A 20,699-nucleotide genomic window follows, 5' to 3' on the forward strand; every position below is an offset into this window, starting at 1 on the left:
GCGCCCCCCGTACGCGTCGCCACCGCGGCGGGCCGAGCGCAGGGCCGCGGCCAGGTCGTCGCCGTAGGAGCGCGGCACCTCCTCGCTCAGCAGCGCCACCACCTCGGCCGCCGCCCGGGCGCCGACCAGGGGCGCGGCGTCCAGCAGGGCCCGGCCCAGCCGGGGGTGCAGGCCGAGCCGGGCCAGACGAACGCCCCGCCCGGTGGCACGGCCGTCGTCGCCGATCGCACCGACCGCGGTCAGCACCGACCGCGCGGCGGCCATCGCCCCGGCCGGGGGAGGGTCGAGCAGGGCCAGCCCGGAGGCGTCGGGGGCACCCCAGCAGGCGGCCTGCAGGGCGAACGCCGTGAGGTCGGCGACCTGGATCTCCGGCGCGGGGAAGGAGGGCAGCCGGACGTCCTCCGCCTCGCTCCAGCAGCGGTACACCGTGCCCGGCGCCTCACGCCCCGCGCGGCCCGCCCGTTGCCGCCCGGCCGCCCGGGAGGCGCGCACGGTGGCCAGCGATCCCAGGCCCCGGGCATGGTCGACGCGGGGCTCACGGGCCAGACCCGAGTCGACCACGACGCGGACGCCCGGGACGGTGAGCGAGGACTCGGCCACCGACGTGGCGAGCACCACCCGGCGGCGCCCGGCGGGGGAGAGCACGGCGTCCTGCACCGCGGCGGGCGCCCGGCCGTGCACCTGGAGCACGTCCACGCCGTCCGCGGGCAGGCCGGCCAGGACGCCGGCGACGCGGGCGATCTCACCGACGCCGGGGAGGAAGCAGAGGACGTCGCCGTCCCGCTCGGTCAGCGCGCGGCGGACCACCCGGGCGACGTGGGACAGCAGGGCGGGGTCGACGCGGGTGCCGTGCGGCGGCCGCACCGTCCCCGGCGGCGGCGCCCACACCGTGTCGACCGGGTGGGCGGTGCCGTGCGCCTCCACCACGGGGGCGTCGTCGAGGAGCCGCGCCCAGCCCTCGGCGTCGGTGGTGGCCGAGGCGGCGACCAGCCGCAGCTCGGGGCGGAGGTTCTCCCGGACGTCCAGCAGGAAGGCCGCCGCGGTATCGGCGTCCAGATGGCGCTCGTGGCATTCGTCCAGCACGACGGTGTCCACCCCGGCGAGCTCCTGGTCGCGCTGCAGCCGCTGCAGCAGGACGCCGGTGGTGACCACCTCGACGCGGGTGCGGGAGGAGACGGAGCGGTCGCCGCGGACCGTGTAGCCGACCGTCCCGCCGACGTCCTCGCCCAGCAGCCAGGCCATCCGGCGGGCGGCGGCCCGGGCGGCGATCCGGCGCGGCTCGGCCACCACCACCTTGCCGCCCGCCCCGCCGGCCGGGCCGCCCTCGTCGGTCAGCCCGGCGAGGGCGAGGGGGACGAGCGTGGTCTTGCCGGTTCCCGGCGGCGCGCAGAGGACGGCCGCGCCGTGGCCCTCCAGTGCCCCCGCGAGCAGCGGCAGAGCGGATCGGACGGGTAGGTCACGGGCGGCGTCTCGCATCACCCGCCCAGTCTCCCAGGGGCCGCCGGCCCCCGGCCCTCAGGAGCAGGGGTGGGCCGCGGACGGAAGCCCGGCCGCCGGGACCCCGGCCGGGCCCCCGTCCGTCAGGTCAGTCCCGGTCGCAGACGAACACGGCGGTGCCGGGGATGAGGGCCCCGCGCAGCGGTGACCAGCCGCCCCAGTCGGCGTCGTTCCACACCGGCCACTCGGGCTCGACCAGGTCGGTCAGCCGGAACCCGGCGCCCACCACGTCGCGCACCCGGTCGCCGAGCGTGCGGTGGTGCTCCACGTAGACGGCCCGCCCCTGCTCGTCCTGCTCCACATAAGGAGTGCGGTCGAAGTAGGAGGAGGCCACACTCAGCCCCTCCGGCCCGGGCTCGTCCGGGAAGGCCCAGCGGATCGGGTGGGTGACCGAGAAGACGAACCGCCCGCCGGGCCGCAGCACCCGCCGCACCTCGCGCAGCACCAGGCCGGGGTCGGCGACGAAGGGGATCGCGCCGTAGGCCGAGCAGGCCAGGTCGAAGGAGCCGTCGGCGAAGGGCAGGGCCGAGGCGTCCGCCTCGACCAGCGGGAACGCGGCACCGATCCGCAGGGCGTGCTGGAGCTGGCGGTGCGAGAGGTCCAGGGCGACTGGCCGGGCGCCCTGCGCGGCCAGCCAGCGCGAGCACTGGGCGGCGCCGGCGCCGATCTCCAGGACGTCGCGTCCGGCCAGCGCCTGCGCGGGGCCGAGCAGGCGGGCGTCCTCCTCGTCGAGCCCCTCCGGGCCCCAGACGAAGCGGTCGTCGCCGAGGAAGGCGCCGTGCTCGCTCTGGTACTCGTCGGCGTTGCGGTCCCACCAGCCGCGGCTGGCCCGGGCGCTCTCGGCGGGTGAGGTGTCGCGCCGCGTGGCCTCCGCGTCCTCGGCGTCCTGCGCGCCCTGGCCCGCCGCGGCGGCCGCCGTCCCCGCCGTACCGCCCGGAACCCCGGTCGCCCCGGTCGCCTGAAAACCGCTGGACTCTTGGATGACCGGCTCCTCACCGCTAATGTTCGAACCGTCCGCGCGATGTCCGCGCCGGCTCCAGGAGTCCTTCACAGACGCCTGCCGGTGGGTGTCGCGCGCTCGCGGCGGCGACCTCGCACGACGGAATTTCTGCCGGGATTGTGGCATTTCGCCCGTGGTGCGCGCTTCGCGCATTGACCCTGCCCGGCTGCCCCCGTATGCTACAAGTTGCGCTGCGGGCCTGCGCACCTCAGACGTAGCAGGTCGCGCTCGCATCTGTTGTATGTCCCCTCGGTTCTCGAGGCGCTGCTTGAAAAAGTGGCGCTTACTTGGCTGTCCGGCTTCTGCAGAGCGAAACGGGCTCCCGGCGTAAGCAGTACCTACGACTTCAATGTCCGTACCGGAGCCCTTTCCCACATGACGAGCAGCACCGAGACCACCGCCACCACGCCGCAGGTAGCGGTCAACGACATCGGTAACGAGGAAGCCTTCCTCGCCGCGATCGACGAAACGATCAAGTACTTCAACGACGGCGACATCGTCGACGGCGTCATCGTGAAGGTCGACCGGGACGAGGTCCTGCTCGACATCGGTTACAAGACCGAAGGTGTCATCCCGAGCCGCGAGCTCTCGATCAAGCACGACGTCGACCCGAACGAGGTCGTCAAGGTCGGCGACGAGATCGAGGCCCTGGTCCTTCAGAAGGAGGACAAGGAAGGCCGCCTGATCCTCTCGAAGAAGCGCGCCCAGTACGAGCGCGCCTGGGGCACCATCGAGAAGATCAAGGAAGAGGACGGGATCGTCACCGGTACCGTCATCGAGGTCGTCAAGGGTGGTCTCATCCTCGACATCGGTCTCCGTGGCTTCCTCCCGGCCTCCCTGGTCGAGATGCGCCGTGTCCGCGACCTCCAGCCCTACGTGGGCAAGGAGCTCGAGGCCAAGATCATCGAGCTGGACAAGAACCGCAACAACGTGGTCCTGTCCCGCCGTGCCTGGCTCGAGCAGACCCAGTCCGAGGTCCGCCAGACCTTCCTCACGACCCTGCAGAAGGGTCAGGTCCGCTCCGGCGTGGTCTCCTCGATCGTCAACTTCGGTGCCTTCGTGGACCTGGGTGGCGTCGACGGTCTGGTCCACGTCTCCGAGCTGTCCTGGAAGCACATCGACCACCCCTCCGAGGTTGTCGAGGTCGGCCAGGAGGTCACCGTCGAGGTTCTCGACGTGGACATGGACCGCGAGCGTGTCTCCCTGTCGCTGAAGGCGACGCAGGAGGACCCGTGGCAGCAGTTCGCCCGGACCCACCAGATCGGTCAGGTCGTCCCGGGTAAGGTCACCAAGCTGGTTCCGTTCGGTGCGTTCGTCCGCGTGGACGAGGGCATCGAGGGTCTGGTCCACATCTCCGAGCTGGCCGAGCGCCACGTGGAGATCCCGGAGCAGGTCGTCCAGGTCAACGACGAGATCTTCGTCAAGGTCATCGACATCGACCTCGAGCGTCGTCGCATCAGCCTCTCGCTGAAGCAGGCCAACGAGGCCTTCGGCGCCGACCCGTCGGCGGTCGAGTTCGACCCGACCCTGTACGGCATGGCCGCGTCCTACGACGACCAGGGCAACTACATCTACCCCGAGGGCTTCGACCCCGAGACCAACGACTGGCTCGAGGGGTACGAGAAGCAGCGCGAGGAGTGGGAGCGCCAGTACGCCGAGGCGCAGACCCGCTTCGAGCAGCACCAGGCCCAGGTCATCAAGTCCCGCGAGGCCGACGAGCAGGCCGCTGCCGAGGGTGGCGACGCCACTCCGGCCGCGACCGGTGGTGGCGGCGGCGGTTCGTACTCCTCCGAGGGCGGCGACACCTCCGGTGCGCTGGCTTCGGACGAGGCGCTGGCCGCGCTGCGCGAGAAGCTGGCCGGCGGCCAGAGCTGAACGCGTTCCGCGTGATCTGACGCGAGCCTGAGGAAGGCCCCGTCCGCTCCCGAGAGGGAGTGGGCGGGGCCTTTCCCGTTGCCCGGGGGATGCGGCGTCGACGCCGACGGCACGACCCCTCCGTGTGTCTTGGCATGTACTTGTAACGCCCAGAAACGTGCGTGATACACCTGAATTCCCGGGCGCGTAACACGCCGCTGTGAGGATCCCTCTCGGTTGCTCAAGATCACTACCGAGAGGGGTCCCGCCATGGCACACGTTCAGCCGGGTACCGGCACCAGCCGCCGCAGCTTCCTGAGAGCCGTGGGCGTCACCGGTGGCGCCGGGGCGATGTTCGCGACCATGGGCGCGCTCGGCCTCGCCCCCACCGCGGCCTACGCGGCCGAGAAGGAGGCTCCCTTCCGCCCTCCCAGCAAGGGCGACTTCACCCTGCAGGGCCGCTCCGGCAAACCCGCCAGGGTGGTGGTCGTCGGTGGCGGCATCGCCGGTCTCACCTCGGCCTACGAGCTCGGCAAGGCCGGGTACGACTGCGTCGTCCTGGAGGCCCGTGACCGGGTCGGCGGACGCAACCTCACCATCCGCGGCGGCGACAGCGTCACCGACCTCGACGGCGTCACCCAGACCGCGTGCTTCAGCAAGGGCCAGTACATGAACGCGGGCCCCGGCCGGCTCGCCCAGTGGATGAACACCCTCGACTACTGCCGGGAACTCGGCGTGGAGATCGAGGTCTTCACCAACAGCAACGCCAGCGCCCTGATCTACAACGAGCGCAACGGCATGACCGGCCCGGTCCGCTACCGCACCGCCAAGGCCGACGTCTACGGCTACGTGTCCGAACTGCTGGCCAAGGCGACCAACGCCGGGGCGCTGGACGGGGAGCTGACCGCCGACGACAAGGAGCGGCTGCTCGGGTTCCTGCGCGGCCACGGCGCGCTCGGCGGCGACTACCGGTACACCGGCACCGAGCACCGCGGCATGAGCGTCGACCCCGGGGCGACCGGACAGCCCGGCGAGGTCCTCAGCGACGTGCCCGCCCTCACCGACGTCCTCGCCTCGAACGTCGGCCGCTACTTCTCGTTCGAGTTCGGCTACGACCAGGCCATGCTGATGTTCCAGCCCGTCGGCGGGATGGACGCGATACCCAGGGCCTTCGCGCGGGCCGTCGGACACGAGCGGATCCGCACCGGCGCCGTCGTGACCGGCGTCCACAACACCTCCGAGGGGGTGGAGGTCACCTACACCCGCGCCGGCCGCGCCGAGGTGGTGAAGGCGGACTACTGCATCGCCACCCTCGCCCCCTGGATCCTCGCCCGGACCCCGCACAACCTCGGCGCCCCCGTGCAGAGCGCCCTGCAGGCGGTGAAGGCGTCCTCGGCGGCGAAGATCGGACTGGAGTACCGCAGCCGCTGGTGGGAGAAGGACTTCAAGATCTTCGGCGGCATCACCGAGACCGACCTCGACCTCAGCCACATCTGGTACCCGTCCTACGGGCACCTGGGCGAGCGAGGCCTGGTCATCGGCTACTACAACACGGGGGCCAACGCGGACGCCTACTCGGCCCTCACGCCCGCCGGGCGTCTGGAGCGGGCGCTCGCCCAGGGCGTGAAGATCCACGGGGAGAAGTACCGCACCGAACTGGCCTCGTCCTTCTCCCACCAGTGGAAGCTGATCCCGCACATCGAGGGCGCCTGGCACTCGATGCCGGGCGGCCCGGACGCACCGGCGTTCGCCCCGCTCAACCAGGCGCAGGGCAACGTCTACTTCGCCGGCGACCACCTCAGCCACCTCGACGCCTGGCAGCACGGAGCCATTTCGTCGGCCCGCAAGGCCGTCACCGCGCTCCACCGGCGCGTGCTGGCTTCGTGACGACCGGGTTCGCCCGTTCGGCGGTCCTCACTCCGGGGGCGCGGGAATGTCCGCGCCTCCGGGCACGTTCTGTGATCAAGGAACGACGGGAGGACCCACAGTGCTTGATCCGCAGGGTTTGTACGCATGGGAGCCGAGTGGTCTGGCCGTGGCCGAGATGGCGCTCGCGCAGGAGTCGGCCGGGCTGGTCATGCTCTACCACTTCGACGGATACATCGACGCGGGCGACACCGGCGACCTGATCGTCGACCGCCTGCTCGACTCACTGCCCCACCAGCTCGTCGCCAAGTTCGACCACGACCGGCTCGTGGACTACCGCGCCCGCCGCCCCCTGCTGACCTTCGACCGGGACCACTGGTCCGGCTTCGAGGAGCCGAAGCTGGAGCTGCGGATCCTCCAGGACGCCACCGGAGCGCCCTTCCTGCTGCTGTCCGGCCCGGAGCCGGACGTCGAGTGGGAGCGGTTCGCCGCGGCCGTCCGCGACATCGTCGAACGTCTCCAGGTGCGGCTCAGCGTCAACTTCCACGGCATCCCCATGGGCGTCCCGCACACCCGCCCGGTCGGCCTCACGCCGCACGGCAACCGCTCCGACCTGGTACCCGGACAGCGCAGCCCGTTCGAGGAGGCCCAGGTGCCGGGCAGCGCCGAGGCGCTCGTCGAGTACCGGCTGACCCAGGCCGGGCACGACACGCTGGGCGTCGCCGCCCACGTCCCGCACTACGTCGCCCGCTCCCGCTACCCGGACGCCGCGCTCACCGCGCTGGAGGCGATCACCTCCGCCACCGGCCTGGTCCTGCCCGCCGTCGCGCACTCGCTGCGCACCGACGCGCAGCGCACCCAGACCGAGATCGAGCGGCAGATCCGCGAGGGCGACGAGGAACTGGTCGCCCTGGTCCAGGGGCTCGAGCACCAGTACGACGCGGCGGCGGGCGCGGAGACCCGCGGCAACCTGCTCGCCGACCCGGCCGACCTGCCCTCTGCGGAGGAGCTCGGGCGGGAGTTCGAGCGGTTCCTGGCCGAGCGCGAGGGCGGCGAAAGCTGACCCGCGCCGCCCGGCCGGGCCCCTGTTCGCCCGGCAGGGGCCGCGCACAAGGGCCTGTCCGGCGGATCATGCCGTTCTTGCTGCCGGTTCGCTCGTCAGCCGCCACTGAGCGGGGTCTGGTGCGTGCGGCTGCAAGGCGGAGGAGGGAGGCGACGCGGAGCGTCGTCGACCGACGACAACGCCGCAGACGTGCGTGCCAGACCCCGCGACCCACGTGCATGATCCGCCGGACAGGCCCTAGGCTGCCGCCCATGCTGAATGTGGGGCTGACCGGCGGAATCGGCGCCGGCAAGAGCGAGGTGTCGCGGCTGCTCGTGGCGCACGGGGCGGTGCTGATCGACGCGGACCGCATCGCCCGGGAGGTCGTCGAGCCGGGCACGCCGGGGCTGGCCGCCGTGGTGGAGGCCTTCGGCCCCGAGGTGCTGGCCGCCGACGGGAGCCTGGACCGTCCCCGGCTCGGTGCGATCGTCTTCGCCGACCCGGAGAAGCGGGCCGTCCTCAACGCGATCGTCCACCCGCTGGTGGGCGAGCGCAGCCGCGAACTGGAGGCGGCGGCCCCGGCCGACGCCGTCGTGGTGCACGACGTGCCGCTGCTGACCGAGAACGGGCTGGCGCCCCTCTACGACCTGGTCGTGGTGGTGGACGCCGCCCCCGCGACCCAGCTGGAGCGGCTGACCGGGCTGCGCGGCATGAGCGAGGAGGACGCCCGCTCGCGGATGGCCGCGCAGGCGACGCGCGAGCAGCGGCTGGAGATCGCGGACATCGTGATCGACAACGACGTCCCCCTGCCGGAGCTGGAGCGCCGGGTCGCCGAGGTGTGGCAGGAGCTGCGACACCGCGCCCGCCCGGCGTGACGGCCACGGCCACGGCCGGCTGCCGCGGCCGTCGCGGGGACGTCACCGCCGGGCGCGTCGGTCACCGCCGAGGGTGGCGGCGTGGCGGAGGGCGCGGCGGGGCCTGATGCCAGGGCCGGAGGGAACAGCCGAGGTCGTCGGGGCGTTGAAGGCGTTCACCGAGGGAAGGCTGCTCACCGAGAGAAGGAGGGCAGACGTGCCCGACACCAGTGGCGCGTCCGGGAACACCCCGGAGACGCATGTCATCGACTTCCGGGCCGCCGAGCATCTGCTGGCCGCCCGGGATCCGCGCGGCGCGGTGAAGCTGCTCGACGCGGTGATCGCCGCGCACCCCGAGAACACGGCGGCCCGGCTGCTGCGGGCCCGGGCGTTCTTCGCCGCCGCACAGCTCCGACCGGCCGAGCTGGAGTTCACCGTCGTGCTGGAGCGGGAGCCGGACAACGCCTACGCGCACTTCGCGCTGGGGCGGACCTACGAGCGGCAGGGCCGCGACGACCAGGCCCGGCGGCACTTCCGGCTGGCCGCGGCCCTGGACCCGCGGCCCGACTTCGTGCGCGCGGCCCGCTTCGACCCGCCGGCGGGCTCCGGCAGCTGACCCGCGGAGCGGTCGCGCGGCGCGGCTGCGCACGGTTTCACCGCGGGCGGCGTCACTCCGGGTGGTGGTACGGCGGGACGTCCGGTCCCGGCTGGAAGTGCGGACCCTGACGGATGTGGCGGACCACGACCACCAGGTCGAACAGCACCACCAGCAGGGCCGCCCCGCACAGCAGCGCCCAGCGGGGGTGACCGGTGAAGGCGAACACCGCGATACCGAACACCGAGGCGGCCACGCCCCACAGGCTCAGCCACAGCCGCAGGCGCAGGGCGCTGCGGGCGTGCCTCGGCTCGTCTCCCGAACGGCGCATCCTGCATCACTCTCCCTGACGGGAAGACCCCGGCGACCACGCCTGGACGACGGACGATCCGGCCACCGCGGGACGACGGACGACCCCGGCGGCGGCCCGGTCCCGACGCCCCGGCGGCGCTCCGGTCCCGACGCCCCGTCAGCCGCGCGGTTCGGCGGCGGCCGCGGCCCGGCGGGAGGCCTCGAGTCCGCGCAGCCGGTCCATCTCGCGGCGGTCCCGCTTGGTGGGCCGGCCAGCGCCCCGGTCACGGATCCCGGCCGGGGCCACCGCCTCACGCGGCGGGGGCGGCGGGCTGTTGTCCACGTAGCACTCGACGGCGACGGGCGCGCCGACCCGCTTGCGGATCAGCTGCTTGACCACGGCGACCCGCTCGCGGCCCTCCTGACGGATCCGGACCTCGTCGCCGGTCTTCAGCGCGTGGGCGGGCTTGACCCGCTCCCCGTTCACCCGGACGTGCCCGCCCCGGCAGGCCGCGGCCGCCAGGGAGCGGGTCTTGACCAGCCGCACGGACCAGATCCAGACGTCCACCCGAACGCTCTCACTCATGCCGTCGACTCTACTGCGCGCGGCCCGGCCGGCGGGGTGGTCCGGCGCCCCCGCTGATCGGCCCACCCGGCGTGCGACGCGAGGGCGGCCGACCGACGCTGGGGGGACGCGAGCGACGCCGGAGGGGAGCAGCCGGGCCATGAGCAGTGCCGAATCGCCCGACCCGGCCACCGGCCGACGGCCCGGGCGCCGGGGCTTCGTCTTCCCGAGCGCGCTGACCGTGCTGGTGCTGGTCACGCTGGCGGTCTGGCTGCTGGCCTTCCTCATCCCTTCCGGCGCCTACGACCGCGACCGGGACGGCGCGCCGGTGCAGGGCACCTATCACCGCGTCGACGCGGAGCTCAGCTTCCTCGACCGGCTGAACGACCTGTTCCTCGCGCCGGTCAACGGTCTGTACGGCATCCGCGGCGAGGACGGCACGGTCGCCCCGGACCTGACGGGGGAGCTGTACGGCGCGGCGGGCGTCTTCCTCTACGTCCTGGCGATCGGCGCGTTCATCACCATGGTGTTCGCGACCGGGGCCCTCAACCACGGCATCGAGCGGCTGGCCCACCGGCTGCGGAACCGCAGTGCGCTGCTGATCGTGGCGATCATGCTCGTCTTCGCGGTGCTGGGCACGGTGTCCGGGTTCGCGGAGGAGACGCTCGGCTTCTACGGCCTGGTCGTGCCGCTGATGCTGGCGCTGGGCTACGACCGGATGACCGCGCTCGGGGTGACCGTCCTCGGCGCGGGCGTCGGCGTGCTGACGTCGACGGTGAACCCGTTCGCGACCGGGGTGGCGTCCTCGGCGGCGGACATCTCGCTGGGCGACGGGATCGTGCTGCGGTTCGTGATGTGGCTGACCCTCACCGCGGTGACCATCGCCCACGTGCTGCTCTACGCCCGCCGGGTGCGGCGCGACCCGGAGCGTTCACTGTCCGGCTTCCGCCCCGGCGACCGGGAGCTGGCCGCCGAGTCACGGCGCGAGGTGCCGCCGCTGACCGGTGTGGAACGCGCCGTGCTGACCACCATGGTGCTGGTCTTCGCCTTCATGATCTTCGCGGTGGTGCCGTGGTCCGCGGCGCTGACCGGCGACGCCGACGCCGAGCCCTACGGTTTCGAGCTCGGCTGGTACTTCCCGCAGCTGGCCGCGATGTTCCTGGTGGCCGCGGTGCTGGTCGGTGTGATCGCCAGGATGGGGGAGCAGCGGGTCAGCGAGACGGTGGTGCGCGGCGCCGCCGACTTCATCGCGCCCGCCCTGGTGGTGGTGCTGGCCCGCGGGGTCACCGTGATCATGAACAACTCGATGATCACCGACACCGTGCTGCACGGGGTGGAAGGGGTGGTGAAGGGGACCTCGTCGGGGATCTTCGCGATCCTGGTGTTCGTGGTGAACCTGCCGCTGGCGTTCCTGATCCCCTCCACCTCCGGGCACGCCACGCTGGCCATGCCGATCATCGCGCCGCTGGCCGACTTCGCCGGTGTCCCGAGGGCGGTGGCCGTCACCGCCTGGCAGGCGTCCAGCGGGATCATGAACCTGTGGGTGCCGACCAGTGCGGTGATCATGGGCGGCTGCGCGCTGGCGAAGGTCGGCTACAACCGCTACATCCGGTTCGTGCTGCCGTTGCTGGCACTGCTGTTCGTGCTGATCTGCCTGTTCCTGGCGGTGGGCGCGACGATCACCTGACCGCCCGCTCGCCTACGCTGGGACGACATGGACGACACGGACGACACGGACGACGGGCTCGCCGCGCTGGACCGGCGGATCAGCGCGTGCCGGGCCTGCCCGCGGCTGGTCGCCTGGCGGGAGGAGGTCGCCCGGGTGAAGCGGGCGGCGTTCGCGGACCACGACTACTGGGGGCGTCCGGTGCCGGGCTTCGGGCCCCCGGACGCCCGGCTCGCCGTGATCGGGCTGGCCCCCGCCGCGCACGGCGGCAACCGCACCGGCCGGATGTTCACCGGGGACCGCTCCGGTGACGTGCTGTACGCCGCGCTGCACGAGGTGGGGCTGGCCTCGCAGCCGGTCTCCACCCACCGGGGCGACGGGCTGGAGCTGTACGGGGTGCGGGTGACCGCGCCGGTGCACTGCGCCCCGCCGGAGAACAGGCCGACCCCGATGGAGCGGGACACCTGCCGCACCTGGCTGGTCCAGGAGCTCACCCTGCTGCGGCCGACCGTGCGCGCGGTGGTGGTGCTCGGCGCGTTCGGCTGGCAGGCGACGCTGCCCGCGCTGGCGGCGGCCGGATGGACGGTGCCGCGGCCGCGCCCGGTGTTCTCGCACGGGACGCGGGTGCGGCTGGAGCCGACGGTGCCGGGGGCCGCCCCGCTCCAGGTGTTCGGCTGCTTCCACGTCAGCCAGCGCAACGTGTTCACCGGGAAGCTCACCCCGGCGATGCTCCGCGAGGTCCTCACCGCCGCGGCAAGCGAGGCGGGGCTCCGCCCCCGGGCGGAGGGCGAAGCCCGGGAAGCTCAGGGGCGCCAGGCGTAGCGGACGTCCGGTTCGCGCTCCTCGTTCGCCGCGCCGTCCGTCCGCTCGACGGCGACGAAGCCGTGCCGCTCGTAGAACCGGGCGGCCCGCTCGTTGACCTGGAACGTCCACAGCCGCAGGCCCTCGGGCCGCAGTTCCTTGGCGAGCGCCACGAAGCGGTCGCCGAGCCCTCTGCCCCGCCACTCGGGAGCCAGGTACAGCTGGGCCAGTTCGGCGTCCCGGCCGGCGCCCTCCAGGACCATCACCCCGGCGGTCTCCCCGTCGGCGACGGCCACGTACGTCTCCAGGGACGGCACCACCACGTGCGCGAACCACCCGCGTACCTCGTCGTCGGTGTGTGCTCGCCGCACCGTCGGCAGCGCGGCGTCGTAGGACCGCAGGTACACCTCGGCGGCCGGACCCGCGTCGGCCTCCTCGGCACGCGGAGCACCACCTCGGGCGCCACGGCGGTCGCGGTGATCTCCACCAGCTGCCCGGGGTAGCCCAGGCAGGCCACGCCGATCAGGGTGGAGGAGTGCGGGCCGGCGGCCAGCCCCGAGGCGGTCACCACCTCCCAGACCCGGGCGAGGACGGACGGCTCGTCGCCCACCACGTAGACCTCGGTGCGCACCACGTCCGCCAGGGTGCTGCCCACCGCCGCCAACTGCCGCCGCAGGTTGGCGATCACCTGCCGGGCCTGGGCTGGCGGATCGCCCTCCCCGACGAGTGCGCCGTCCGCGTCCAGTGGCACCGTCCCGGCGAGCAGGGCGAGCCGGGCGCCGGCCTCGACGACCGAGACGTGCGAGTAGGCGGGAGGGGCGAACAGGCCCCGGGCGGTCACGACGCGCTCGATCATGCGGTCTCCGGTGGTCTCGGTCGGGCGGACCCCGTCGCGGAGCCCGCCCGATCATGCGGGGGAGGGCGCCGCGCCCGCATCCGGATTTCCGGCGCCCCCGCGTCCCGATCAAGGTGTCACGCGTCCGCAACACCGCTGTTCGCGCCTGTTCGCGGAGCCTCGGTACGGTGGACGGGTCCCGCTCGGCCGACGACGCCCGAAGACGCCCACCGCACCGACGGGAGTCTCCGTGACCGCTCGCACCCGCACCCCTCTGCCACCGTGGCTGGCCCACGCGCTGAGCGCGCGGAGCGAACCGGTGCCGTGGGGCGCCGTGGTCCGCGGGGCCTGCGCGGCCGGCCCGCTGCTGGCGGCGGCGCTGCTCGCCGGGTGGCCGTCCGCGGGCGTGTCGGCGGCGCTGGGCGCCATGTTCGCCGGCATCAACGACCGCCCCGGCGGCCGCCGCGCCGCGGTCCACCGGCTGGGCACGCCCGCGGTGTGCGGTGCGGCCGGGCTGGCGTTCGGCACGGTGACGGGGGACGCCTTCGCCGCCGTCGCCCTCACCCTGATCCTCGCGGCGGCCGCGCTGGTGGCCGGCGCGGTCAGCGCGGTCGGGCCGGTGGCATCCGCGGCGGGCACCCAGTTCCTCGTGATGTGCGCGGTGGGCGCGGGCGCGCCGCTGCCCGCCCCGGCCTGGCAGCGGGCCGTGTGCTTCCTGCTCGGCGCGGGCTGGCTGATCGCACTGAGGCAGGCGGCGGCCCGCCCGGCCGGACTGCGCGCCGTGACCCGGGAGCGGCGGGCCGCCGCCGTCGAACGCGCCGCCGTCGCGCAGGCCTACCGGGCGGTGGCCGCGCTGCTGGAGGCCGCCGGGACCCCGCACGCCACCGCCCGGCGCACCGCGCTGACGGCCGCCCTCGACCAGGCGCAGGACGCCCTCGCCGGCCCCTGGTGGCGCGGCCACGCGAGCACCGCCGCCGAGAGGCGGCTGCACGCCCGGTTCGCCGCCGTGCTGCCGCTCGCCGAAGCCGCCACCGCGCTCGCCTGGGCCGGTGAGACGGTGCCCCACCGCGCGGTGGAGTCGCTGCGCAGGCTGGCCGCCGCCGTCGGCGAGGCGGACCGCCCGGGCCCGCTGCCCGCCCCCGAACGCGCCAGCGCGGCCCTGCGCCGGCTCGACGAGGCGCTGCTGCAGGCCGCGCTCACCTTCGACCGGGGCGACGACTCGGGCCGCCCGCACACCCTGCGGCGCGGTCCCGGCGCCGCCGTGCGCACCGTGCTGGGCCCGGGCGGCCGGGAGTACGGACTGCGGGTCGCCCTCTGCTTCGGCGCGGGCGCCGCCGTCGCCCAGGCCCTGCACCACACCCACTGGTACTGGCTGCCCGCCACCGCCGTGTTCCTGGTCAAGCCCGACCTGGGGCCGCTGGTGTCCCGGGTGCTGTGCCGGGCGGCCGGCACCGTGCTGGGCGCCGCGCTGTTCGCCGGGGCGGCCGCCCTGCTGCCCCGTCCGGCCGGAGAGGTGGCCCTGGTGGTGGCCGCGGGCTGCCTCATCCCCCTCGCCACCCGCCACTTCGCGGCGCAGACCGCGGTGGTGACCGTCCTGGTGCTCGCCCTGATGGTCGCCGGAGGGGAACCGCAGGCCGCCGCGGCGCGCATCGGGGAGACGCTGCTGGCCTGCGGCATCGTGCTGCTGGTGGGACACCTGCCGGTACCCGGCCGGGCCGGCGGCCGGGTCGGCGCGCAGCTCGCGGACGCCGCGCGGGCGGCGGACGCCTACCTCGCCCACGTCCTCGGCGAGAGCGACGCGCCCCGCACCGGCGACCACCAGGCGCAGGGCCGGACGCTGCGCCGGGAGGCCTACCGCACACTGGCACGGGCCCGCGCCGCCGCGGCCCTGGCGGCCGCCGAGCTTCCGCTGCCCGCCCACACCCGCGGGGCGGCCGGAGCAGGCCGCACCGCGGCCCTGCTGGAGGAACTGGTGGACACGGTCACCGCCTGCGCGGTCCAGCTCGACGACACCGGCGGCCTCACCGTGCACCACACCCGCCGGCTGGCCCAGCTGCTGGAGGAGCTCGCCGCGGCGCCCCGCCCCCGTACCCGCACCGCCCTGCTCCGGGCACCCTGAGCCGGGCGCGGAAAAAACTCCCCACGGAGCGATGAGTTCTCCGGTGACGCCCGGTCAGCACTGCCGTCGACGCATCCACCGGTTCCGAGGAGGGGACGTGAGTCTTCCGCAGATCGTCACGCGGGAGGAGTGGCGTGCCGCGCGCGAGGCGCTGCGGGCCCAGGAGGAGGAACTGGCCAGGGCCCGGCACGCCCTGAACGCCCGGCGGCGGCAGCTGCCGATGGTGGAGGTGGGCGAGGAGTACGTCTTCGGCGGCGGGGACGGCCGGGCCACCCTGCGCGACCTCTTCGAGGGCCGGCACCAGCTGATCGTGCACCACTTCGTGTTCCCGCCGGACGGGGAGGCCGACGAGGCCGCCTGCCACGGGAGCGCCGCCTTCCTCGACCAGATCGGGCCGCTCACCCACCTGTGGGCGCGGCACACCACCTTCGCCGTGGTGTCGCGCGCGCCGTTCCGGCGGATCCTGCCGTTCAAGGCCCGGATGGGCTGGGCGGTGCCCTGGTACTCCTCCGCGGGCAGCCCTTTCGACGCGGACTTCGACGCCACCGTAGTCCGCGAGGGGCGGCCGGCCGACCGGCCGGGGCTCAGCTGCTTCCTTCGGGACCGGGACCGCGTCTTCCACACCTACTCGGCGTTCGAGGACGGCCTGGACGGCATCGGGACGCTGACCGGCCTCCTCGACCTGACCGCCCTGGGACGGCAGGAGGAGAGGCAGGAGCCGCCGGGGCGCGCCCCGGCGATCCCGGCCGTCGGGACGGTCAGGCGGTGACCGGCGTCGACCAGGCCGGCGCCGCACCCGTCACCTGGCACAGCGCCAGGTACAGCGGGATGGGCGGGGTGTACGGCACGGTCCCGTCCGGGGCGTGGAGCAGCTCGGGCAGGGTGCGGGGCACCTCCGGCAGCACGGCCCCCGGCACGTACCGGACCGGCTCCGGCCAGGTCATGGCGTAGTCGGAGTCGGCGGGCACGATCCACCACCACTGTGTGCCGTCGGCGTACACACAGCCCACCCGGGGCAGGTGGGGCAGGGCGCGGGCCGCCAGGTCCGCCGGGACCACGACGGCGTCGCAGCCCAGCGGCAGGCTCATGCGTTCCGGCACGGCCAGACGCCGGGCCGCCGCCGGACCGCCCGTTCGGCGAGTCATGCGTACCAGTGTGTCCATGGTCATGCTCCGGCCTCCGGCGATTCCCGCGCTCACACCCATTCGGCCCCCGTCCCCTTGCCGTCCGCCCCGGGCAGAACAGCGGCCCGGCTCTCCTTCTCGCACTCGCCGTCGGCGTCGTCCTCCGGTTCGGGCGGCGCGCCCCAGCCGAGGTCCAGATGAGCCACCTCCGCCCACACCAGCATTCCCGCGTCGTACCGCTGGGCGCCCCAGGCGCGGCACAGCGCGTCCACCAGCAGCAGGCCCCGTCCGTGTTCCCGCTCCGGGTCGGAGGGCCGTACCTGGATCTCCTCGGCGGCGCACCCCTCGTCGCGCACCGTGATCCGCAGCGCGCCGGGGACCGGCCGCACCTCGCAGACCACGCCCTGACCCCCGGTGTGCACCACCGCGTTGGTCACCAGCTCGGAGATCACCAGCAGCGCGGAGTCGTAGGCGTCCCCGGCGATCCGCCAGCCGGCCAGCCCGACGCGGGCCAGGCGGCGAGCCCGGGCCGGCGTGGAGGGATGCGCGGGGAGCTGGAACCGGAACCTCCGCTCGGCGGTGGGTCCGGCCGCCGGAGACGGCTTCCCCTCGGCGGAGGCGGCACTTAAGGGCGCGGGCGGAATCACGCATGCCACTATCGCGGCGTCAAGAACACTTGGCAAGAGCCACTCTGAAAGTTGCAGAGTGCCTGGAGACTCTCTGAGTCCGCCATGGCACACTGCTCTCCGATGCCGCGCGGGAAGCTCCCCACCGTCCCCAACAGCGGTTTCACCAGAACGTGTCGGACAGACGTGCGAGACAAACGGGGGTATCGCGTGGCAGCCGGTCCGGTGACCCCGCCGCCAGGAGGCCAGGAATGAGCGAGCCGAGATCCGCGCCCACCGTCGGGCAGGTGGTGCTCGGCCGTCGCCTGCTCGATCTGCGGGAGAGCGCCGGGATGAAGCGCGAGGAGGCGGCCCGCCTCCTGCACGTCGCCCCGGCGACGGTGCGGCGCATGGAGACCGCCGAGGTCGCGCTGAAGATCCCCTACGTCCACCTGCTGCTCAAGGCGTACGGGGTGGACGACGAGGAGGCGCAGGCCTTCGTCCGGCTCGCCGAGGACGCCAACAAGCCCGGCTGGTGGCAGCGTTACCACGACATCCTGCCCGGCTGGTTCTCCCTGTACGTCAGCCTGGAAGGCGCGGCCTCGCTGATCCGCGGCTACGAACCGCACTTCGTGCCGGGACTGCTGCAGACCGAGGACTACGCACGGGGCGTGATCCGGGCCGGGGCCACCGGCCGGGAGGACCCGGAGCAGACCGAGCGGCTGGTGGCGCTGCGGATGCGCCGCCAGCAACTGCTCACCCGCCCCGACGCCCCCCGGTTCTGGGTGGTGATGGACGAGACGGCGCTGCGCCGCCCGGTCGGCGGACCCGAGGTGATGCGCGCCCAGATCGGTCGGCTGCTGGAGGCCGCCGATCTCCCCCATGTGACGTTGCAGGTCGCCGAGTTCTCGGCCGGCCCGCACGCCGGGACGTACGGCCCGTTCGTGCTGTTCCGGTTCGCCGTGCCGGAGCTCCCGGACATGGTCTACAGCGAGTACCTGACCGGGGCCGTCTACCTGGACGCACGTGCCGAGGTGTCGGCCCATCTGCAGGTCATGGACCGCATGGCGGCGGCAGCCGCCACCGCACAACGCACCAAGGAGATCCTCCGCGATCTCCGCGAGGAGTTCGAATGACACCCATCTACAACGGTATGCCGGCCGGCCTGCTGGGGAGCGAGGGCTGGCGCAAGCCCTGGAGCGGCCCCAACGGAGGCAATTGTCTGGAGGCCATGAAGCTCGCCGACGGCCGGGTCGCGCTGCGGCAGTCGACCGACCCGGAGGGTCCCGCGCTGATATACACCAGCGCCGAGATGACCGCCTTCATCGAGGGCGCCAAGGCGGGTGAGGCCGACTTCCTCCTCTCCTGACCACCGGTGTGCCGTCAGGACGCCGCTGCCGGGCGGCGATCGACGGGCCGGTGTATGTGCCTGCGCTCAACTTGCTTATATTTGCGTTTACTTGCTTCTGCTGTTGCTCACCGTTGCCGCACCGAAGGGGAGCCGACGATGTCCGGACAGGGGACCGGCGGCGATGCCGCGGGGATCGACACCACCCGGCCGCATCCCGCGCGGATGTACGACTGGTTCCTCGGCGGCAAGGACAACTACCCCGTGGACGAGGCCATGGGCCGCCGGCTGCTGGCCGTCGAGCCCAACGTCCCGGTGATGGCCAAGGTCAACCGGGCCTTCATGCAGCGCTCCGCCCGCTGGCTGGCCCAGCAGGGCGTCCGCCAGTTCCTCGACGTCGGCACCGGCATCCCCACCGAGCCCAACCTGCACCAGATCGTGCAGGGCGTCGCCCCCGAGTGCCGGGTCGTCTACTGCGACAACGACCCGATCGTGCTCGCCCACGCCGAGGCCCTGCTGCGCGGCACCCCCGAGGGCGCCATCGACTACGTGCAGGCCGACGCCCTGCGGACCGACCTCATCCTGGAGCGGGCCGGCCAGGTGCTGGACCTCGACCGGCCAGTCGCCGTCTCGCTGATCGCCCTGCTGCACTTCGTCAAGGACGAGGACGGCGCCTACGAACTGGTGGAGAGGCTGACCGGGGCCCTGGCCCCGGGCAGCTACCTGGTGATCTCGCACGCCACCGCCGACGCTGACCCGCAGGCGGCCGCCCAGGCGGACGAGATGTACCGCAGCAGCGCCATGAAGCTGGCGCTGCGCAGCCGCGAGGAGTTCACCCGCTTCTTCGACGGCCTGGAACTCGTCGAGCCGGGCGTGGTGACCCCCGAGGTCTGGCACCCCGAGCTCGGTGAGCCGGTCCCCGGGCAGGAGGACATCGTGGTCCCCGGTTACGCCGCCGTCGCCCGCAAGGCCTGACCGCGCCGGGAACCCGCGAGGTCGGACCGCACCTGGAACCCGCAAGGCCTGACAGCGCCGTATCGGGGGGGCGTCCGGCCCCCCCGTTACGGTGGGGGAGTGCGACTCGAAGCGATCACCTGGGAGCGCCTCGCCGACCGTCTGGCGGACCGTCTCCTCGACCTGCGGCCCGCCGACGGCTCGCCCTGGCCCCGGGTGGCGTTCGACGGAGCGCCGGCCGCCCGGCCCGGCGAACTCGCCGCCCGCGTCGCCGAGGCGCTGCGCCCTCGCGGCCGCGCCGCCGTGGTGGTCGGCGCCGAAGGGTTCCTGCGGCCCGCCTCGCTGCGCTACGAGTACGGCCACCAGGACGTCGACTCCTACTACGACGGCTGGTTCGACACCGGCGCCCTGTGGCGCGAGGTCCTCGGGCCGCTGTACCCCGGTGGGGAGGGGCGCGTGCTGCCCGACCTGTGGGACCCCGTCACCGACCGGGCCACCCGCAGCCCCGCCGTCGCCCTGCCGCCCGGCTCACCGCTCCTGCTGCACGGCCCCTTCCTCCTCAAGGAGGGCTTCCCCTTCGACCTCACCGTCCACCTGGCCCTCTCCGCCGGCGCGCTGCGCCGCCGGACCGGCGAGGAGGAACGGTGGACCCTCCCGGCCTTCGAGCGCTACGACCGCGAGACGGGGCCCGCGGAGGCGGCCGACGTCCTGGTACGGGCCGACGACCCGCGCCACCCGGCGTGGAACGGCTGACCGAACCGGGCGAACTGGGATGATTCCGGCATGACGACACTCGACGGTTTCCAGACCGACGACCGGACGGACCGGACTCCCCCACCGCACGACAGCCGCCTGCGGGAAGTGGCCGCCGCCCGCCAGGAGGCGGTCGCCGCCCTCTTCGACCCCGTGACCTGCCGCCACCTGGAGGAGCTGGGCGTGGGTCCCGGCTGGCGCTGCTGGGAGGTCGGCGCCGGCGGGGCGACCGTGGCGGCCTGGCTGGCCAAGAGGGCCGGTCCGACCGGGAAGGTCGTCCTCACCGACACCGACGCCTCCCGGGCCGAGGCCGCCGCCCGGCCGGTGGAGAGCCGCGTGCACCGCCTGGGCCGTGACGAGCCGCCCGGCGAGGGCTTCGACCTGGTGCACGCGCGGCTGACGCTGACCGAGGCGCCGGACCCGGACCGCGCGCTGCGGACGATGATCCGGGCCCTGCGCCCGGGCGGACGGCTGCTGGTGGAGGAGGCCGACCTGGAGCTGCAGCCGCTGCTGTGCCCCGAGGAGTCCGGCGCCGAACAGCAGCTGGGCAACCGGCTGCGCCTCGGGCTGCGGCACCTGCTCGCCCGGAACGGGGTGGACCTCGCCCACGGCCGCCGCCTGCCGCGGCTGCTGCGTGAGGCGGGGCTGCGGCGGGTGGAGGCCGACGTGTACGTCCCGCTCGCCTCCGAGGCGTGCGGGCGGCTGGAGACGGCCACCGTCGCGCAGCACCGGGCGACGCTCACCGCGGCGGGCGTCGCCACGGACGAGGAGATCGACCGCCACCTCGCGCACGTCGCCGCCGGCGGCATGGACCTCGCCGCCACCCCCCTCGTCTCCGTCCGGGGCCGCCGCCCCTGACGCCGGCCCGCGCGGACCGGTGGTGCGGACGGCCCGGCCGGTCGCGGTGGGCGGTCCGGGCGGGTCCGGCGG

The 20,699-nt window shown here is 74.1% G+C and carries 21 protein-coding genes and 1 pseudogene; 14 read left to right on the forward strand and 8 right to left on the reverse strand.

What is annotated here, in order from left to right; genetic code table 11:
• Together ACOV8S_RS11950 and ACOV8S_RS11955 are read right to left on the reverse strand one after the other, a co-directional pair.
• A partial coding sequence (locus ACOV8S_RS11950; RefSeq protein WP_448317930.1) for a DEAD/DEAH box helicase occupies positions 1–1,476 on the reverse strand: 1,476 nt, incomplete at its 3' end.
• A 109-nt stretch (positions 1,477–1,585) separates the two neighbouring features.
• Positions 1,586–2,548 carry a class I SAM-dependent methyltransferase gene (locus ACOV8S_RS11955; RefSeq protein ID WP_448317751.1) on the reverse strand — a complete coding sequence of 321 codons (963 nt, stop codon included), beginning with the start codon at positions 2,546–2,548 and terminating at the stop codon, positions 1,586–1,588.
• Between the two features lie 324 nt (positions 2,549–2,872).
• Between ACOV8S_RS11955 and rpsA the strand changes: the two genes are divergently transcribed.
• From rpsA to ACOV8S_RS11980, 5 genes are all read left to right on the forward strand, one after another.
• Positions 2,873–4,372 (forward strand): 30S ribosomal protein S1, encoded by a 1,500-nt coding sequence (gene rpsA / locus ACOV8S_RS11960; RefSeq protein WP_448317752.1) that lies wholly within the window; start codon positions 2,873–2,875, stop codon positions 4,370–4,372.
• A gap of 249 nt (positions 4,373–4,621) precedes the next feature.
• Positions 4,622–6,238 carry a flavin monoamine oxidase family protein gene (locus tag ACOV8S_RS11965; protein ID WP_448317753.1) on the forward strand — a complete coding sequence of 539 codons (1,617 nt, stop codon included), beginning with the start codon at positions 4,622–4,624 and terminating at the stop codon, positions 6,236–6,238.
• A gap of 100 nt (positions 6,239–6,338) precedes the next feature.
• The gene (locus tag ACOV8S_RS11970) at positions 6,339–7,280 is read left to right on the forward strand and encodes a PAC2 family protein (protein ID WP_448317754.1); all 942 of its coding nucleotides are present in this window, start codon (positions 6,339–6,341) and stop codon (positions 7,278–7,280) included.
• A gap of 251 nt (positions 7,281–7,531) precedes the next feature.
• On the forward strand, positions 7,532–8,134 hold the full coding sequence (gene coaE, locus ACOV8S_RS11975; protein WP_448317755.1) for a dephospho-CoA kinase: 603 nt from the start codon (positions 7,532–7,534) through the stop codon (positions 8,132–8,134).
• Positions 8,135–8,330: 196 nt separating this feature from the next.
• A complete protein-coding gene (locus ACOV8S_RS11980; protein WP_448317756.1) occupies positions 8,331–8,729 on the forward strand; it encodes a tetratricopeptide repeat protein in 399 nt (132 codons plus the stop codon).
• 52 nt (positions 8,730–8,781) lie between these two features.
• On the opposite strand, the gene ACOV8S_RS11985 is transcribed toward ACOV8S_RS11980, so the two are convergent.
• Together ACOV8S_RS11985 and ACOV8S_RS11990 are read right to left on the reverse strand one after the other, a co-directional pair.
• Positions 8,782–9,039: a DUF6343 family protein gene (locus ACOV8S_RS11985; RefSeq protein ID WP_448317758.1), complete on the reverse strand. Its 258-nt coding sequence runs from the start codon at positions 9,037–9,039 to the stop codon at positions 8,782–8,784.
• Between the two features lie 138 nt (positions 9,040–9,177).
• Positions 9,178–9,726: an RNA-binding S4 domain-containing protein gene (locus ACOV8S_RS11990; protein WP_448317760.1), complete on the reverse strand. Its 549-nt coding sequence runs from the start codon at positions 9,724–9,726 to the stop codon at positions 9,178–9,180.
• Between ACOV8S_RS11990 and ACOV8S_RS11995 the strand changes: the two genes are divergently transcribed.
• Positions 9,725–11,251: a YfcC family protein gene (locus tag ACOV8S_RS11995; protein WP_448317761.1), complete on the forward strand. Its 1,527-nt coding sequence runs from the start codon at positions 9,725–9,727 to the stop codon at positions 11,249–11,251. The genes ACOV8S_RS11990 and ACOV8S_RS11995 overlap by 2 nt on opposite strands.
• A 27-nt stretch (positions 11,252–11,278) precedes the next feature.
• On the forward strand, positions 11,279–12,052 hold the full coding sequence (locus tag ACOV8S_RS12000; protein WP_448317763.1) for a uracil-DNA glycosylase: 774 nt from the start codon (positions 11,279–11,281) through the stop codon (positions 12,050–12,052).
• Here the strand turns inward: ACOV8S_RS12000 and ACOV8S_RS12005 are convergent.
• A complete protein-coding gene (locus ACOV8S_RS12005; RefSeq protein WP_448317764.1) occupies positions 12,034–12,438 on the reverse strand; it encodes a GNAT family N-acetyltransferase in 405 nt (134 codons plus the stop codon). The two genes, ACOV8S_RS12000 and ACOV8S_RS12005, sit on opposite strands and share 19 nt — an antisense overlap.
• Positions 12,439–12,554: 116 nt before the next feature.
• Positions 12,555–12,887 (reverse strand): annotated as a pseudogene (locus tag ACOV8S_RS12010) (RidA family protein); the annotation flags it as partial.
• A gap of 229 nt (positions 12,888–13,116) precedes the next feature.
• Here ACOV8S_RS12010 and ACOV8S_RS12015 point away from each other — a divergent pair.
• Together ACOV8S_RS12015 and ACOV8S_RS12020 are read left to right on the forward strand one after the other, a co-directional pair.
• Entirely contained in the window at positions 13,117–14,985 is a 1,869-nt protein-coding gene (locus ACOV8S_RS12015) for an FUSC family protein (RefSeq protein ID WP_448317765.1), read from the forward strand.
• Positions 14,986–15,082: 97 nt separating this feature from the next.
• On the forward strand, positions 15,083–15,754 hold the full coding sequence (locus tag ACOV8S_RS12020; RefSeq protein WP_448317766.1) for a DUF899 domain-containing protein: 672 nt from the start codon (positions 15,083–15,085) through the stop codon (positions 15,752–15,754).
• Here the strand turns inward: ACOV8S_RS12020 and ACOV8S_RS12025 are convergent.
• Together ACOV8S_RS12025 and ACOV8S_RS12030 are read right to left on the reverse strand one after the other, a co-directional pair.
• Positions 15,744–16,190, reverse strand: a complete 447-nt coding sequence (locus ACOV8S_RS12025; RefSeq protein WP_448317767.1) for a hypothetical protein — start codon at positions 16,188–16,190, stop codon at positions 15,744–15,746. The two genes, ACOV8S_RS12020 and ACOV8S_RS12025, sit on opposite strands and share 11 nt — an antisense overlap.
• Positions 16,181–16,756, reverse strand: a complete 576-nt coding sequence (locus tag ACOV8S_RS12030) for an ATP-binding protein (RefSeq protein ID WP_448317768.1) — start codon at positions 16,754–16,756, stop codon at positions 16,181–16,183. Before ACOV8S_RS12030 ends, ACOV8S_RS12025 begins: the two co-directional genes overlap by 10 nt.
• A gap of 230 nt (positions 16,757–16,986) precedes the next feature.
• Between ACOV8S_RS12030 and ACOV8S_RS12035 the strand changes: the two genes are divergently transcribed.
• The 5 genes from ACOV8S_RS12035 to ACOV8S_RS12055 all read left to right on the forward strand — a co-directional run bounded on the left by ACOV8S_RS12035 (position 16,987) and on the right by ACOV8S_RS12055 (position 20,627).
• Positions 16,987–17,850, forward strand: coding sequence for a helix-turn-helix domain-containing protein (locus ACOV8S_RS12035; RefSeq protein WP_448317769.1), 864 nt, complete (start codon positions 16,987–16,989; stop codon positions 17,848–17,850).
• On the forward strand, positions 17,847–18,083 hold the full coding sequence (locus ACOV8S_RS12040; RefSeq protein ID WP_108953941.1) for a DUF397 domain-containing protein: 237 nt from the start codon (positions 17,847–17,849) through the stop codon (positions 18,081–18,083). The genes ACOV8S_RS12035 and ACOV8S_RS12040 overlap by 4 nt, the downstream gene beginning before the upstream one ends.
• A gap of 138 nt (positions 18,084–18,221) precedes the next feature.
• Positions 18,222–19,037 carry an SAM-dependent methyltransferase gene (locus ACOV8S_RS12045; RefSeq protein ID WP_448317770.1) on the forward strand — a complete coding sequence of 272 codons (816 nt, stop codon included), beginning with the start codon at positions 18,222–18,224 and terminating at the stop codon, positions 19,035–19,037.
• Positions 19,038–19,136: 99 nt separating this feature from the next.
• Complete coding sequence (locus ACOV8S_RS12050) at positions 19,137–19,769, forward strand: uridine kinase (protein WP_448317771.1); 633 nt, start codon at positions 19,137–19,139, stop codon at positions 19,767–19,769.
• A gap of 30 nt (positions 19,770–19,799) precedes the next feature.
• Positions 19,800–20,627 carry a class I SAM-dependent methyltransferase gene (locus ACOV8S_RS12055; protein ID WP_448317772.1) on the forward strand — a complete coding sequence of 276 codons (828 nt, stop codon included), beginning with the start codon at positions 19,800–19,802 and terminating at the stop codon, positions 20,625–20,627.
• Positions 20,628–20,699 lie beyond the last annotated feature (72 nt).

Source organism: Streptomyces sp. CO7 (assembly GCF_053474865.1).